This window comes from Lactimicrobium sp. (assembly GCF_036453465.1).
GTDB lineage: Bacteria > Bacillota_I > Bacilli_A > Erysipelotrichales > Erysipelotrichaceae > Bulleidia.
The window spans coordinates 1-16,027 of sequence record NZ_JAZHUW010000046.1 but is presented as its reverse complement, the minus strand read 5'-3'; the positions used below and the strand labels follow the sequence as shown (position 1 = coordinate 16,027).

Sequence of the window (16,027 nt, the reverse complement as noted above, 5' to 3'; positions counted from 1 at the left end):
AACAGCTTCAAGGAGTTCTCAATGAAATCAGACGCCAGAAAAAATAGACTTGTGAAGATTGAAAACAGTTTAACTAGATGGGACATTTTCAAAAAATCTTAACACTCTTTCTTCTTATGTTTAAAAAATGCAAACATAGTTTCCTCCCGTTACTGCACTAATGTACTGCAAACAGGAGCAGTTTTGGTGAATTTCTTCTGAACTTTACTTGTGTTTGTACTTTTTCCAGAGATAGCGGATACAAAGTGCGGTGCCAACGGCAATGGCCGCAAAGTAGCCGATAAAGCCAAGAAACGGCAGGCCCATGATCTTCGGTGTCATGTCGGTGGTGCAGATGATTGAGGATGAGATCAGCAGTGCTGCCAGACAGAGTCCGATGACAAAGTTGCGCACTGCCGAATGGACAATGTCATTGAAGTTCTTGGAAGAATGCAGGGAAATGTTAACACCTGCCTGGCCGGCCAGATACTCTTTGAGAACATCTGCGGTCAGGGAAGGAATCTCGGCACCTTTCTGACTGATGCGCCATGCCGCGCGCATATCCTTGCGGATTTCATTCTTCCAGTCCAGATTGTCCAGGGCTTCTTCAGTTACCCGGTTGGAGGCAATCTGTGACATGGATATTTCCGGGGCAATTTCTGATAATACACCCTGCATGACGGTTAATCCACGGCAGAGCATCGTCATGCCATGGGGCATGGAAATCTCATTTTTCTTCATGATTTCCATCAGGTCTGCCATCGCATCCGCAATATTGATATTGCCAAGGGATGCACTGCCGTACTCCGCAAGGAATCCCTTGAGATCCTGATAGAGCTGGCCGCGGTCTGGTTTGCCGCGGAAATCACCGATTTCCAGCACGGCATTTTCAACCATCGTAATATCATGCAGGCCGATGCCTTTCACACCTTTGACCATGACTCTGCGGTCATGATCGGACAGTCTGCCCATCATGCCCATATCGATCCAGACGATCTTGCCATCCAGAATTTTGACATTGCCGGGATGGGGATCGGCATGGAAGAAACCGTCATCCATGACCTGCTTGATATAGTTATTGACAAACTTGATACCGATCTCATGCAGGTCGTAGCCATTCTCCTTGAGGTCTTTGACATCATCGATGCCAAAGCCGCCTATGTATTCCATGACCAGAACTTTGGAAGTGGAATATTCCCGGTAGAGCTTCGGACAGCGGATATAGTTGATGTTCTTATTATTGTGGGCAAATTCTTCCAGGTTGGAGGCTTCCTTGAGAAAGTCCATTTCCTGCTGGGCAACGGACCACATTTCATTAAGCACCATGTCAAGATCAACAATGTTTTTGAGATCTCCTACCGGCGGCATGAGTTTGACTAACCTGTGCAGCAGGGAGATATCCCGGGACATGGTTTCATAGATGCCTTTGCGCTGTACTTTGATGATGACATCGCTGCCATCTTTGAGCACGGCTTTATGCACCTGGGCAATGGATGCGGATCCTAATGGTTTGGCGTCAATGGACTTGAAGAAGGATGCCCATTGGGCACCGCAGGATTCATTGATGATTTCTTCGACTTCTTCAAAAGGCATCGGACTGACATCACTGTTGAGCTTCATCAGCTCATCACAATAAGCCTTGGGCAGGATGTCACTGTGCAGTGACATGATCTGTCCGAGTTTGATGAAGGTCGGCCCGAGTTCTTCCAGAATGATGCGCAGCTTTTCCGGGGTAATGCCGCGGGTGATATGGTTGCGCACCAAAACCTGGCGGATCTGCTTTAAGCGAGACCCGCCATCGTTTTGATTATTCAGCGCTTTGTTTGAAGTGCCTTCTGCCATGCGGCTCAGGCATCCTTCTTTTCATCATGTGCACTGATGGCACTCTTCAGGCTGGCAAGTTCCTCTTCGGAAAGGCCGTCAACCATCGAAGCAAAATCCTTCTTCTCTTCCTTTTCTTCCGGCTTTTCTTCCTTTTCCTTCTTGACTTCCTCAGCCTTGTGCTTGAGTTCGGTGTTGAGTGCCTTGCCCTGTTCAACGGTTAATTCACCTTTCTTGACAAGTGTGTCAACAACGTCACTTGCCTTTTCAGCAGTGAAGGCAGCTGCGCCAACACCGGCAAGCATGAGTTTCTTTAATCCATCTGTTAATTCCATGAGATTTACCTCCGTTTTCTTACTTTCAGTATTGGCTTTTTTGATGCAGAAAATCATCACAAAATGTGGGAAATGTCTGCCTTAATTTTCATACTGGATATCATGCAGTTTCTGCTGTACTTCCTGCCACAGGGTTTCATGGGCAGTGGAGTGGAAAGATGGGAAGGCACGGTAGATTCTGCCTGCCGTGTGCATCGGCTTTGCATGAATCTCTCTGGCCAGTTCTTCCAGTTTCTGGTGATATTCTTTTTCCGCAGCGGCATGTTTGCGTTTGAGCTGCTCCACTTTGACCTGATGCTCATCTTCTTTCATCTCAATATGATCCTGTGCTTCCATGCGTACATAAGTCTGTTTTTCTTCTGCTTTCCTGGCTTCATAGGCTGCCGACAGGCCGGCATCTCCCAGGGCAATGGCCAGCTGATCTGAGAGCAGCCGCATCCGGTCTCTTGTTTCATTGAGACTGGCCAGCCGCTTGTCAAAGCCTCTGGTTGTGGCTGCGGTGACAATGAAATCAGTGAGGTAGATGGCATACAGAATGGCGATGATAATCCATTGCCATAAAGGATGGATAAGCACAGGATCAGAATGGGGCATCAGAGGATGAATGAAGCGGATGATAATAACGGTCAGGATTCCCCAGATCAAAGAGAAGCGCAGGCAGATATAGCCATGAAAGTTCAATGGCTGTTTGGAATAGTCCCACCATCTGGCATGGAAACATTTTTCCAGCAGCCAGCCGGCAATCAGTTCAATCAGTGTGCACAGGATCATGCCGGAAAGAAAGGTGACAAAGATGGACGGGGTTCTGCTGTTTGATACGGATGTGTTGGAGATAATATTTGACAGCAGCAAAAGGCCGCACATGCCAAAGCCATAGATCGGGCATACCGGGCCGTTGAGGAAGCCGCGGTTGACGATCTTGTGCTGGACGATGGCATGCCAGATAACCTCGAGACACCAGCCGAGGAAGGAATAGATGAGGAAGTAGCGAAGTAAGTCAAAGATGGGAATATCGGCGATCATGTCATCCTCCTGCATTGCTTTTGTTCAATAGTACTGTTTTACCATGAATATGCAGTGTTTTCCGCGCCGATTTGTGCTGAGGGAGCGTTTGTGCTAAACTCGTAAGCAGTATACGCAAAGGAGGGATGATCCGCATGAGTGAAAGTGTGCTGGCTATGAATGGGGGCTTGCAGATTGAAAGCCTGAGTATTCCGGAGCTTGCTGAAAGAATCCGGGGCGGCGATCGTGACTGCATGATGCGGATGTACCGTCTTCTGCATGATGATCTGTTTGCCATGGCACGCAATACCATTACCTCTGCCAAGCAGGCTGAATTCGTTGTCCGCAAGACCTTTGCCGAAGTGTTCTATCACCATGAAGATATTGATCCGGATCTGTTTGAGCTGAATCTGGTTCAGGTTCTCAGTGAGAATACCCGCCGTGAGGATATCCGTAATACTTACACCCGGACCTTGAAGAGAAGTGAGATCATGGCTGCCCAGGCTGAGATTGACAAGCCGACAGTATCGGAAGTGACTTCACCTTTGATGAATGCCGTCAAGGCAAGGGCTGTACCGGCAAGACTGGCTGTGGATTATGCCGAAGCCGCGGATGTGGCTGTTCCGCAGGAACAGGAACGCAGCCAGAGCCTGACACATACATTGAGTATGCCGGTGCTTCTGTCAGGTGCCTGTGCTATTGCTGCAGCCGGTGTGGCTGCCAATGCCTATCATCAGGCGCAGGTAAAGAAGCGTGATCTGTCCTATACACAGATGATGGATGCGCTGAATATCAGCTTTGATACCGATGAAAATGGCAATGAGACAAATGTCTTTGAATATGAGCCGGCTGCCCAGAAGGCAGTCAGTGATCTGGTCGCTGCCCATACTGGTACATTGAAGACAAGTGCTTCCAGCCTGGATCTGTCCAAGGTAGGAGATACACTGGTCAACTATGAGCTTTCTGATTCTGATATCTATGGTCAGACAGCCAGAGTGAGTGTCAAGCGTACTTACACTGTGCAGGATACCAGGGCACCGGAGATTTCTTTATCATCTGATTCGGTTGAGCTGACTGAAGGTGACAGCTTTGATGCCAACAGTGTTGTCTCTTCTGTGGCTGATCCAGCTGATGGTGCACTGACTCAGGTTGAGGAAGAGCCTGCCCAGCTTGTTAATGATGCCCAGGGCAGACTGTATGAAACCGGCTGGTATACCGTGAGTTCCAATGTGGATCCCAATACAGCAGGTTCTTATCAGGTAACTGTGCATGCGGTTGATAATCATGGCAATGCATCGGATGCTTCGGTGGCAGTAACCGTCAAGGCAAAGCCGAAGGTTGTTGTCACAGCAGCTTCTTCTGCATCGTCTGTTTCCAGTACAGTAACTGCATCTGCTTCGGTAGATACAGGTGCCAATGCGTCCAGTATTTACAGTCTCTTGCGCAATACCTATGGCTTAAGCAAAGCCGCTGCCACAGGTATTCTTGCCAACATGCAGATTGAATCCAGTTTCAATCCGAATGCCGGCTCCAGTTATTATGGTTTGTGCCAGTGGGGTGGATCCAGAGTTTCCAATCTGTCTGCCTTCTGTGCAGCCAATGGCTATTCTTCCAGCAGTGTGGACGGCCAGGTTGCCTTCATGATTTCTGAGATGGGCAGCGGCATGATTTCCACGATGAACAGTTTCTCGGATGATGCCCAGGGTGCTGCGGATGCAGGTACATACTTCCGGGTAAACTTTGAGCGTTCTGCGGGTTTGAACAACGTGGCAAATATTGCCGCAAGCTTCTATAATGCGCTTTGAGAAGATCGTCTGATCTTCTTTTTTTTGTAAATGAAAGGAAGAACGGGCGATGATCCCATTCTTCCTTTTGAATATCAGTGAATCAGATGTACGGTATTGAAGACAACGGCGAGGGTATTTGCCACAGTGGACATCATCTTAATGAAAATATCCAGGGCAACACCGACGACGTCTTTTCTTGTATCACCAACGGTATCGCCGGTGACAGCAGCCTTATGGGCAGGGGATCCTTTGCCGCATCCTTTGATGCCGCCGGATTCAATGAACTTCTTGGCATTGTCGAAGGCACCGCCGGAGTTGCCCATGAACAGTGCTTTTGGAATGGCTGTGATCGTCGCGCCGATCAGAAGACCTCCGACAAATTCTGCACCGGCAATGAAACCGCCGATGATCGGGATGATGATGGCCAGGATGGCAGGCATCATCATTTTCTTTAAAGCCTGGTTGGCAGCCATCTCAATCATCTTGTTGTATTCCGGCCGTACGGTTCCTTCCAGCACACCTTTGACAGAGAGCTGGCGGTCCCCTTCATCTGCCATCAGACGGGCAGATTCAATAGTGTTGTCCGTCAGGATGGCGGAGAAGTATTCGATCAGGGCACCGCCGATGATGCCGCCGGAGATGACGATGTAGCTGGCAATGTTAAGCACTGGTACCTGATCGGCTGCGGTGTAGTTGGCAACATAGGCAACGATCAGGGATACGGCCGCAAAGGCAGCGGAGCCAATGGCGAAGCCTTTGCCGATGGCAGCAGTGGTATTGCCAACTGCATCCAGCTTATCGGTGATGGCTCTGACTTCCGGGTCGAGATGGCAGCTTTCCGCAAAGCCGCCGGCATTGTCGGCAATTGGTCCAAAAGCATCAATTGATACGGTTGCACCAACGAATGACAGCATGCCAAGTGCTGAAATAGCAATGCCGTATGTTCCACAAAGGACACCAGATAAGAATAGTGAGATGCCGATGATCAAAATTGGCAGCAGGCAGCTTCTTGAGCCAAGGGCATCACCCTTGGTGATGACGAAAGCTTCACCTTCGGTGGCAATCTCAGCCAGCTGTCTTGCCGGTTTGTAATCGGTGCTTGTGTAGTATTCTGTGATCGAACCAATGGCAACACCGGAAGCAATTCCTAACAGGGCAGAGATCCAAGGTGAGATCCAGCCAAGCCGGAATTCATCATAGAGCGGGACATCCTTGAATAAGAACATGCATGTGCCAAAGGACAGGGCTACGGTCAGGCCGGCGGCGATCCAGTTGGAAAGATCCAGTTCATGTTCGGGATCATCTTTCATGTTGCGAAGTGAAGTAAACATGATGGACAGCAGGCAGGAGAACAATCCTACACCTGCCAGGGTGACCGGAAACATCGTTGTAGCATTGAAGGTTGCCTCAGTGATGTTTGTTTCTTTGAGAATGACTGCTGTTTCATAGCTGGTAACTGAGATCATCAGGCCGGCTGCGATGGAAGCTACATAGGATTCCAGAAGATCGGAGCAGTTGCCGGCAATATCGTTGACATTGTCGCCAATGAAGTCTGCAATCGTATTTGGCACTCTGGCATCATCTTCAGGCAGATCATGGCGGATCTTGCCAAGAATATCACTGGAGATATCGGCCGCCTTGGTATAGTTGCCGCCGGCCACACGGTTGAACATCGCTACCAGCGAGCATCCAAGCGAGTATGTCGTGACGCGCATTACGCTGGCATTGCAGGGCACGGATAACAGAAGTCCCTGGCCAACGGATGTATGGCTGACACCGTTGAAGATCATTAAGACAAGCAGTAGTCCCATGGTGCCGAAAGCCTGTACGGAAAGACCTGAGATTGAGCCTCCCATCAGGGCAATCTTGACAGTAGCGCCAATTGACAGAGTTTCTCTTGCCTTATTGGCAGTGCGCACATTGGCATAGGTTGCCGACTTCATACCGATGATACATACCGCTGAGCTCATGAGTGCGCCCAGCAGGAAGGTCAGGCCCGACGTCTTCTCGATAAACAATGTGAAGACAATGGCCATGATCAATGTCACGATTCCGATGGAGCGGAACTCTGTGCGGATGAAGGTGTTGGCACCGGACCGGATGATTGCGGCCATATTGGCCATGTCCTTTGTGCCTTCCGGGAGTTTCCTGATGCTGTTGTAATTGTAGAATATGTAGCAAAGTGTCAAAATCGCTACAAGCAGAAAAATGAGCCACCAAACCATAATAATTTTCCCCTTTCTCTGGCTGCTATTGAACAGGCAATGATACACCTGCTTGTTCCTTTCTGATTCTTTTTCTGTTGATGATCCTTTGGCTTCATTATGAGACTTTGCGATTTTATTTACAAGTGGTAGCGCTTACAATTTCTTTGCGCTTTCCTTCTTTTTGTGTGCACAATCAATCAGAATGTGCCTGTGCAGTGAAACACTGCCAGAAGCGGACCGCATTTTCATCCAGCCGGCCTTTGCAATGGACAAGGCGCAGGCTGCTGGTCAGATTGAGATTTTCGATATGTGCGCTGACAAGTTCCGGATAGGGAACAGGCAGGGTATCCGGCACTAGGGAAATGGCATCCATGTGTCTGGCAAACTGCAGGCAGGTGCGGGCATCATCGCAGACCATGATGGGATGGATGGTGATGAAGGCATTGTTGCAGGCTTCCCGGATGGGGTCTGCCCAGCGGCGGTACAGGATGAGTGGATATCGGGAAAGATCCTGGATGGACAGGGGTTGTCTGATATCCATGTTTTTTCTGTATACGGCATGAATCCGGCTGGTACTGATTTCAATGGCATCCAGATCCTGATCGGGATAGGGAGTACGGATCAGGGCGATGGAGATGGTGCCTTCATGCAGGGCATCCAGTAAATCATAGGTATTGGCTTCATGAAGCTGGAAGGGAATGGCGGGATACTGTTTATGAAATCTCTTCAGCCCCTGGTAGAAGGCATCACATTCATAAGAGGAGATTACGCCAAGTGTGACAGGCTCAGGTGTGGTTGAATGTTCTTTCAGCCGCTGATGAATCGTATTGTCCATTTCCAGCATCTTCTTTGCATACTGGTACAGGATTTCACCATCCCTGGTCATGCGCACGCCGCGGCCCTGGCGGATGAAAAGAACGGTATGCAGTTCTTCTTCGAGATTTTTGATCTGGGTGCTTAAAGGCGGCTGTGACATATGGATCTTTCTGGCAGCAGAGGAAACAGAGCCTTCTTCCACGATTGTTACAAAGTAATACAGCTGTTTCAGTTCCATGGTTCCTCCCATATGAAAATTGTATATTTTTGAATGATAATAATATCTTTACTATGAGATGACAATGGTAACATGGCTGTGTGAAACGAGGGGATGTATGAGCAATCTGAGAAAATATCTTGTCAGATATAAAAAGGCAAGTATTCTGACACCGCTGTTCAAGCTGCTGGAAGCTTTGCTGGATCTGTTTGTGCCGCTGGTTGTAGCGGCGATGATCAACCGCGGCATTACCGGAAATGATACCGGCTTTCTGGTGCGCTGCTTTATTCTGCTGTTGGTACTGGCGTCAGTGGGGCTTGGTTTCAGTATCACGGCCCAGTATTTTGCAGCCAAAGCCAGTGTCGGCTTTGCCACGGATCTGCGCCAGGCAGTATTTGATCATATCGAGCAGCTGTCTTACAGCGATCTGGACAAACAGGGCAGCGATACTTTGATCACCCGGCTGACTGCAGATATCAACCAGGTGCAGACCGGCTTCAATCTGGCTTTACGGTTATTGCTGCGGAGTCCGTTCATTGTCTTTGGGGCCATGATCATGGCCTTCACGATCAATGTGAAGTGTGCCATCATCTTTGCCGTTGTCATTCCGCTGCTTGCCCTGGTTGTCTTTGGCATCATGTATGCTTCGATGCCTTTGTTTGCTAAAGCACAGAAGGCACTGGACAAGGTGCTGTCTCTTGTGCGTGAAAATCTACTTGGGGTGCGTGTCATCCGTGCCTTCTGCCGGGAAAAGGAAGAAGTACAGGCGTTTGATGAGGCCAATGAACATCTGACAAAGCTGAATGAAAAAGCCGGTAATCTGAGCGCCATGATGAATCCGGCAACCTATATTCTGATCAACCTGGCTACGGTTGTTCTGCTGCAAAGCGGTGCCATTCAGGTCAATCTTGGCTCCCTTGCCCAGGGTGATGTGGTTGCTCTGTATAACTACATGGCCCAGATTGTGGTGGAGCTGATCAAGCTTGCCAATCTGATCATTTCGATCAATAAGGCACTTGCCTGTGCCCACCGTGTGGAGGATGTACTGGCCATTCAGCCTGGCATGCAGTATCCCGATACAGAGGTAGTGCCATCGGATCCGGATACCGTGCTTGCCTTTGACCATGTCAGCTTTGTGTATGAAGGCGGCGGTGCGGATGCTCTGTCAGATGTATCGTTTGTTTTGAAAAAGGGCGGTACGCTTGGTGTGATTGGCGGCACTGGTGCCGGCAAGAGCACACTGGTGAATCTGGCTGCCCGCTTCTATGATGTGACAAAGGGAAAGATTAAAGTCGAGGGTGAAGATGTGCGTGATTATCCACAGGCACAGCTGGAAAAGATGATCGGGGTGGTGCCGCAGAAGGCGGAGCTGTTTGCCGGTAGTATCCGTGACAATCTGAAACTTGGCAATGAGGATGCGGATGATACTTTGCTGTGGCAGGCCCTGGATATTGCCCAGGCAAAGGATGTTGTGATGGGCAAAAGCGGTGAGCTGGACAGTGTGATTGAGCAGAATGGCCGCAATCTTTCGGGTGGACAGAAGCAGAGACTGACAATTGCCAGAGCGCTTGTTAAACAGCCGCAGCTGTTGATCCTGGATGATTCTGCCAGTGCCCTGGACTATGCAACAGATGCCAGGCTGCGTCAGGCACTGCGCAAAGTGAAGGCAACAACTCTGATCATTTCCCAGCGCATCAGTGCGGTCCGCCAGGCGGATACCATTCTGGTGCTGGATCAGGGCAGGCCGGTTGGGCTTGGCACTCATGAACAGTTGATGAAAGAGTGTCCTGTGTATCAGGAAATTGAAGCATCACAGAACCGGAAGGAGGCAGCCGCATGAATAAAGAAAATTCACGGAAAACATTTGCCAAAGTCATGCAGTATATCGGCCGCTACCGTTTTCTGTTACTGGCTTCTTTGATTCTGGCCGGGCTGAGTGTGATCGGCCAGCTGTATGTGCCGATCCTTTTTGGCAGAGGCATTGATGAGATTGTGGGCAGAGGGCAGGTGGACTTTGGTGCACTTGCTGTGATCATGAAACAGACCGTGATTGTCATTGTGATCACGGCGGTATTGACAGGGTTGATGAACATCATCAATAACCGTGTCGTATACCAGACTGTCAGGCAGATCCGGGCAAGGGCGATGCGGCAGATCCAGCATCTGCCATTGAGCGTACTGGATCGTCACAGTTCCGGTGATATTGTGCAGCGTGTAACCGGTGATGCCGATGCTTTGTCAGATGGCCTGCTCAATGGCATGAGTCAGCTGTTCTCCGGCATCATCATGATCATTGCCACCCTGTATTTCATGTTCTCCCGGTCTGTTGAGATTTCTTTGCTTGTTGTGATCCTGACCCCGCTGTCCTTTGTGGTCGCAAAGTTCATTGCCTCCCGGGCCTATGGCATGTTCCGGAAAGCGAACAAAACAAGAGGCGATCAGACAGCATATATTAATGAGATGATCGGATCCATGCGGGTTGTGCAGGCCTTTGGCTATCAGAAGAAGGCTTCAAAGAGGTTTGAAACGTTGAATACAGAGCTGCAGGACTATTCTCAGCAGGCAGTTTTCTTCTCGTCTTTGACCAATCCCTGCACGCGTGCTGTTAATTCTTTGATTTATGCCATTGTTGCTCTGGCTGGCAGCTTTCTGATCCTGAAGGGAAAACTGACCGTCGGCGGTCTGAGCGTATTGCTGGCCTATGCCAATCAGTACATGAAGCCGTTCAATGATATTTCCAGTGTGGTGACGGAGATGCAGAATGCCCTGAGCTGTGCCGACCGTATCTTTGCGTTGATTGAGACTGAACCGGAATCAAAGGAAAAGGAGGAAGTCCTTGCGGATGTACAGGGACATGTACAGCTGAACCATGTGTATTTCCAGTATGATCCGGATAAGCCATTGATTCGTGATTTTACGATGGAGGCAAAGCCGGGCATGCATATTGCTCTGGTTGGACCAACCGGCTGCGGCAAGACGACATTGATCAATCTGCTGATGCGTTTCTATGATGTCAACCGTGGTGAGATTCTGGTGGATGGAAAGAATATTCAGAATGTGACGCGCCATTCCCTGCGCCAGCAGTGGGGCATGGTGCTGCAGGATACGTGGCTGAAAAACGGCACGATCCGTGAGAATCTGGCGATGGCAGATCCAAAGGCAAGTGAAGAGCAGATGATTGCGGCCTGCAGAGAAGCACATTCCTGGGGCTTTATTTCCCAGCTGGCCAAGGGCCTGGATACGGAAATCACCGAGGATACTTTGTCAGCGGGCCAGAAACAGATGCTGTGCATTACCAGAGTGATGCTGGCTCTGCCGCAGATGCTGATTCTGGATGAGGCAACTTCTTCGATTGATACCCGTACGGAGATCCAGATTCAGGATGCCTTTGACCATCTGATGGCAGGCAGGACAACCTTTGTGGTGGCACATCGTCTTTCGACCATCCGCAATGCGGATCTGATCCTGGTGATGAAGGATGGCATGATCATTGAAAGAGGCACACATGATCAATTGCTGCAGGAAAATGGTTTCTACAAGCAGTTGTATGAGGCACAGTTTGCCAGTGTACAGGAGATGGCATGAAGACATTTCCGGGATGGGACCTGCTGGAAGGCTGGCAGATAGATCCCAAAAAGGCAATGGCTTTTGGCTTTGTCAAAACAGATGGCATGCTTGTGTTTGAAAAACCAATTGGCAGCGGTCTTCTGATCAAAATGACATCAGATGGCAGAAGTCTGCGGGCTGACTGCATTGATGAAGAAAGCAGAGAACGTTTTGTGCCATTGTATGTGCCGGGATCAAAAGGAACATATGTCGATCAGGTGCGCAAAGATTATCTGCAGACATTGCTGTTGATCCGCAATGCCTGCTGTGTACAGGGAAACTATCAGCTTGCTCAGTCAAAGCGCATCATTGCTCTGGTGCAGGATCAGATGAAGATATCCATCGACCATCTGTTTGCCAAAGATCCTTCCATTGGTGTGTTTCATCATGATGATGGCAGGTGGTTTGCCTTTCTTTCACCTGTAATGCGTTCCAAAGTGTTTCCAGATGGGGATGATACAACAACAGAGGTACTTGTTTTCCGCAGTGATGATAAGGAAAATCTGCTGAAACAGGCTGGCTTTGGCCGGGCATGGCATATGAACCAGCAGCGCTGGGTATCTCTGGAGATGAATGATACAGTCAATGACGCAGATGTATTGTCATTACTGGAACAGGCAGGTGTGCTTGTTGGCGGACCTGCCTGTCATGCCTGGCTGCTGCCGGCCAATCCAAAGCAGTTTGATGTGATTGCCGCATTGCAAAACACCGATACGATCACATGGCATAAGGATGCCAATGTGCTTGTGCATGACCGCGTGTATCTGTACTATGCCCGTCCCTATGGGTGCATTCTGTATCAGTTTGAAGTGATTGGGGTGGATGATAAAGAGATGGTGCTGCAGGTAAGAGAACGCTATGCCCGGGGGCAGATCGATCTTGCCTTTCTGAAAGAGATTGGCTTACGGGCACCGCGCAGTCTGCGCCATCTGCCTTCTGATCAGGAAAAGAAAGTTCTGGGGCATGCAGCACTGTGGAAGATATCATGATTTTTCAGGAATTAACCGGTTTTTCTTCCCATTATTACGGGTTTCATGTAAAATAACCGGGTGGATTCGGGCGGAAAAGCCCGATTAGTTTCGAACTGACAACAGTTCCATATTCGCGAGGGAGGAAAAAGTATGGATTGGAAAACACTGCCTGGTTACGACGAGAAGTATGCCAACATTTCCATTAAGGAGCGCAAGTCATTTGGCGGAAAGGCAATCACTGTTCTGTATGGCGCCAAGGATGAGAATGGAAATGCGGCTGTACCGGTCGAAGGCAAGGATGACGGACACGGAGAGTGGTTCGGTATCCAAAATGAGAAAGGATACGTAATGTTCACTCTGAAGCATCCTGCATCCGAGGGCGGTGAAGTGGAATATGGCACCAGTCATGGTGACCATGCTCTGGCGGATCTGGAAGCTGACCTGAATAAGAAGCAGGCTCTTTGCAAGGAGATCAATGATCTGCAGCCGAGTGAAGAGAATTCTGCCAAGGTTGAAGAACTCAAGAAGGAATTCGCTGGCATTGAAGACTGGGGTACTGCCAAGGATGCCGAGTATAATGAGTGGTTCAACCGCAAGGCTGATGAGTTTAAGAAGAACAAGAATGTGATTGCCGAGAATACCAAGGCAAAGCAGGAGCTTGTGGATGAGGCTGCCAAGCTGGCAGATGCCCAGGAGTGGAAGGCTGGTCAGGCAAAGCTGAGAGAGCTGGAAGACAAGTGGGATGAGCTGGGAAGTGCCGGTGCTGCAGATAATGCGCTGCATACTGCTTTCCGTGATGCCCGCAGAAAGTTCTTCGCTGCCAAGGATGAGTACTTTGACAATCTGGACAAGATGCGTGCTGAGAACAAGGCAAAGAAGGAAGAGCTTGTTGCCAAGGCACAGGAAGCTGTCAAGGACATCAAGAGCTATAAGGCAACCGGTGATCTGATGAATTCTCTGATGGACAGCTGGAAGGCTGTCAAGAGTGCCGGCCATGAGACAGATGAGGCTCTGTGGAAAGAGTTCTCTGCTGCCCGCCAGGAGTTCTTTACAAAGCGCAGAGCGTTCTATGAGGAGCGTGATGCCCAGCGTAAGGAGTCCATTGATGCCAAGCGTGCTCTGATTGAGAAGGCCAAGGAAATTGCGGCAAGAAATGATTACAGCCGTGAGACAACGGATGAGATGAAGCAGCTGGATGTTGAGTGGAAGAAGCTTGGCTATTCCGGCAAGGATGAGAATGACCGTCTGTGGGATGAGTTCAAGGCTGCCAAGGATGTGTTCTGGAATGGCAAGCATGATGCTTCTCAGGCCCGCTTCAAGTCTTTGATTGACCGTAAGGATGAGCAGATCCGCAATATGCGTGAGCAGGTGAACCGTCTGGAAGAGAGAGTGTATGAGACGGATGACTTTGAGGAAGAGCAGAGTCTGAACCGCAGAGCTGCTGAGAAGAAGAACATCATTGAGAACATGAAGAAGGACATTGAGGATCTCAAGTCCAAGCTTGATGACTGATCAAAGTGGGAAGGCATGTCCTTCCTTTTTCATTTGTCAGATGAATTGCACAAGGCTATAATGGGCATCGGAAAGAGGGATAGAAGATGCAACTGTTAGTTCATATTACAAATCATGAAGAAACGGTCACACCCATCATGGAAAAGATGATGGCTGCCGGTATTCATGGTGCTTCCATTGTTAACTGTGAAGGCATGCTTGCGGCTGTCAATGCGGACAGCGTGAATGCGCCTGCTATTTTTGGCGGTCTGCGCCAGTTTCTGAACCCGGAGCGTCCTCAGAATAAGATGATTCTTGTACTGCTGGAGGATGATCAGGTACAGAAGGCAATTGATATTGTCCATCAGGTGTCAGGAGATCTCAGGCTGCCGAATACCGGCGTCATGTTCGTACTGCCTGTGAGCCGCTGTGAAGGAACCAGCGCCAACTGAGCATGACTGTTCTGTTATATCTTGGTCTGGCTATGTGTGCCGGCCTGCTGATGACAAGACTGACGCGGCTTGTTCATCTGCCCAATGTCACAGCATATCTGATTGCCGGTGTTCTGATCGGACCGTGTGTTCTGCATCTGTTAAGCAAAGATACAGTTTCTTCACTCGGCCTGATTACCTCTGTTGCCCTTGGCTTCATTGCCTTCTCCATTGGTGATCAGTTCCGTCTGGAGGACATGAAGAAGCTTGGTACAACTGTTCTGGTTGTTACTCTGTTTGAGTCTGTCGGTGCTGTCATTCTGGTTGATATTGTCACTCTGGTCTGCGGCTTCCCGCCGGCAGAGTGCCTCGTGCTTGGTGCTCTGGCTGGATCTACTGCTCCTGCTGCAACACTGCTGGTAGTACGTCAGTACAAAGCATCCGGCCCATTGACAAGTGTCCTGCTGCCAGTGGTAGCAGCCGATGATGCGACTGGCCTGATTGCCTACTCCATTTCCATTTCCATTGCCCAGGGCATTGCCAATGGTGAGGCATTCTCTGTAGTTAATACACTGCTTGTACCGCTGCTGCAGATCATCCTGGCACTGGCTATTGGTGCCGGTCTTGGTTTCCTGGTGGCACTGAGCCACCGCTGGTTCCATTCCCATACCAATCGTATGTCCATCTGCATTGCGGCCGTCTTCTGTGCTGTTGCCATTGCCGATCACTTCGGATTGAGCTCACTGCTGATGTGCATGATGCTTGGTGCCGTCTACGTCAACCTGCGCAATGATGCGGAGCGCATCCTGAACGCCGTTGATGACTGGACATATCCGCTGTTCATGCTGTTCTTCGTGATTTCCGGCGCACAGCTGGATCTGTTCTCTCTGCCGAAGGTCGGTCTGCTTGGTGTGATCTACATCATTACCCGTTTCTCTGGCAAATGGATCGGTTCCTGGCTTGGTGCCACGATCCGCAAGTGCCCGAAGGTTGTCAAGGATGGCATTGGCTGGGCTTTGATGCCGCAGGCTGGTGTTGCCATTGGTATGGCAACCCTGGCAGTGACACAGCTGCCGCAGTATGGCTCTCAGATTCTGACCGTCATCCTGTCTGCAACCCTTGTCTATGAGATTGTCGGCCCGATTGCAACCAAGACAGCTTTGCAGAAAGCAGGAGAAATTCATACAAACTGACATGTAAAGGGGCTGTAACGAGTAACCCTCAAAATGAGAATCTTATCATGAGAAATTGTGATGAGATTTTCTTTTGTTTTTATGCAGATTAGCGCTAATTGTGATATAATATTTATGTATATGGAAGGGTTGTTTTATGAATCGGGAAGAAAAAGCAAAACGTGATTATGA

At 49.5% G+C, this 16,027-nt stretch carries 12 protein-coding genes; 7 read left to right on the top strand and 5 right to left on the bottom strand.

Going from position 1 to position 16,027, the window contains the following annotated elements:
- Positions 1 to 204: 204 nt before the first annotated feature.
- The 3 genes from SOI44_RS09570 to SOI44_RS09560 all read right to left on the bottom strand — a co-directional run bounded on the left by SOI44_RS09570 (position 205) and on the right by SOI44_RS09560 (position 3,158).
- Positions 205 to 1,821 (bottom strand): ABC1 kinase family protein, encoded by a 1,617-nt coding sequence (locus tag SOI44_RS09570; protein ID WP_331348988.1) that lies wholly within the window; start codon positions 1,819 to 1,821, stop codon positions 205 to 207.
- Between the two features lie 5 nt (positions 1,822 to 1,826).
- Entirely contained in the window at positions 1,827 to 2,135 is a 309-nt protein-coding gene (locus SOI44_RS09565) for an aspartyl beta-hydroxylase (RefSeq protein ID WP_331348987.1), read from the bottom strand.
- Between the two features lie 81 nt (positions 2,136 to 2,216).
- Positions 2,217 to 3,158 (bottom strand): putative ABC transporter permease, encoded by a 942-nt coding sequence (locus SOI44_RS09560; protein WP_331348986.1) that lies wholly within the window; start codon positions 3,156 to 3,158, stop codon positions 2,217 to 2,219.
- Positions 3,159 to 3,292: 134 nt separating this feature from the next.
- Between SOI44_RS09560 and SOI44_RS09555 the strand changes: the two genes are divergently transcribed.
- Positions 3,293 to 4,942, top strand: coding sequence for a phage tail tip lysozyme (locus tag SOI44_RS09555; protein ID WP_331348985.1), 1,650 nt, complete (start codon positions 3,293 to 3,295; stop codon positions 4,940 to 4,942).
- A gap of 74 nt (positions 4,943 to 5,016) precedes the next feature.
- Here SOI44_RS09555 and SOI44_RS09550 read toward each other — a convergent pair whose 3' ends face one another.
- Positions 5,017 to 7,149 carry a sodium-translocating pyrophosphatase gene (locus SOI44_RS09550; protein WP_331348984.1) on the bottom strand — a complete coding sequence of 711 codons (2,133 nt, stop codon included), beginning with the start codon at positions 7,147 to 7,149 and terminating at the stop codon, positions 5,017 to 5,019.
- 175 nt (positions 7,150 to 7,324) lie between these two features.
- Positions 7,325 to 8,185 (bottom strand): LysR family transcriptional regulator, encoded by an 861-nt coding sequence (locus tag SOI44_RS09545; protein ID WP_331348983.1) that lies wholly within the window; start codon positions 8,183 to 8,185, stop codon positions 7,325 to 7,327.
- A 97-nt stretch (positions 8,186 to 8,282) separates the two neighbouring features.
- Here SOI44_RS09545 and SOI44_RS09540 point away from each other — a divergent pair, with 97 nt between their 5' ends.
- The 6 genes from SOI44_RS09540 to SOI44_RS09515 all read left to right on the top strand — a co-directional run bounded on the left by SOI44_RS09540 (position 8,283) and on the right by SOI44_RS09515 (position 15,856).
- Complete coding sequence (locus SOI44_RS09540) at positions 8,283 to 10,004, top strand: ABC transporter ATP-binding protein (protein WP_331348982.1); 1,722 nt, start codon at positions 8,283 to 8,285, stop codon at positions 10,002 to 10,004.
- Positions 10,001 to 11,749: an ABC transporter ATP-binding protein gene (locus tag SOI44_RS09535; protein ID WP_331348981.1), complete on the top strand. Its 1,749-nt coding sequence runs from the start codon at positions 10,001 to 10,003 to the stop codon at positions 11,747 to 11,749. The genes SOI44_RS09540 and SOI44_RS09535 overlap by 4 nt, the downstream gene beginning before the upstream one ends.
- Positions 11,746 to 12,759 (top strand): MmcQ/YjbR family DNA-binding protein, encoded by a 1,014-nt coding sequence (locus SOI44_RS09530; RefSeq protein ID WP_331348980.1) that lies wholly within the window; start codon positions 11,746 to 11,748, stop codon positions 12,757 to 12,759. Before SOI44_RS09535 ends, SOI44_RS09530 begins: the two co-directional genes overlap by 4 nt.
- Before the next feature lie 132 nt (positions 12,760 to 12,891).
- The gene (locus SOI44_RS09525) at positions 12,892 to 14,253 is read left to right on the top strand and encodes a DUF349 domain-containing protein (RefSeq protein WP_331348979.1); all 1,362 of its coding nucleotides are present in this window, start codon (positions 12,892 to 12,894) and stop codon (positions 14,251 to 14,253) included.
- A gap of 86 nt (positions 14,254 to 14,339) precedes the next feature.
- Positions 14,340 to 14,684, top strand: a complete 345-nt coding sequence (locus SOI44_RS09520) for a hypothetical protein (RefSeq protein WP_331348978.1) — start codon at positions 14,340 to 14,342, stop codon at positions 14,682 to 14,684.
- A gap of 2 nt (positions 14,685 to 14,686) precedes the next feature.
- A complete protein-coding gene (locus tag SOI44_RS09515) occupies positions 14,687 to 15,856 on the top strand; it encodes a cation:proton antiporter (RefSeq protein WP_331348977.1) in 1,170 nt (389 codons plus the stop codon).
- Positions 15,857 to 16,027 lie beyond the last annotated feature (171 nt).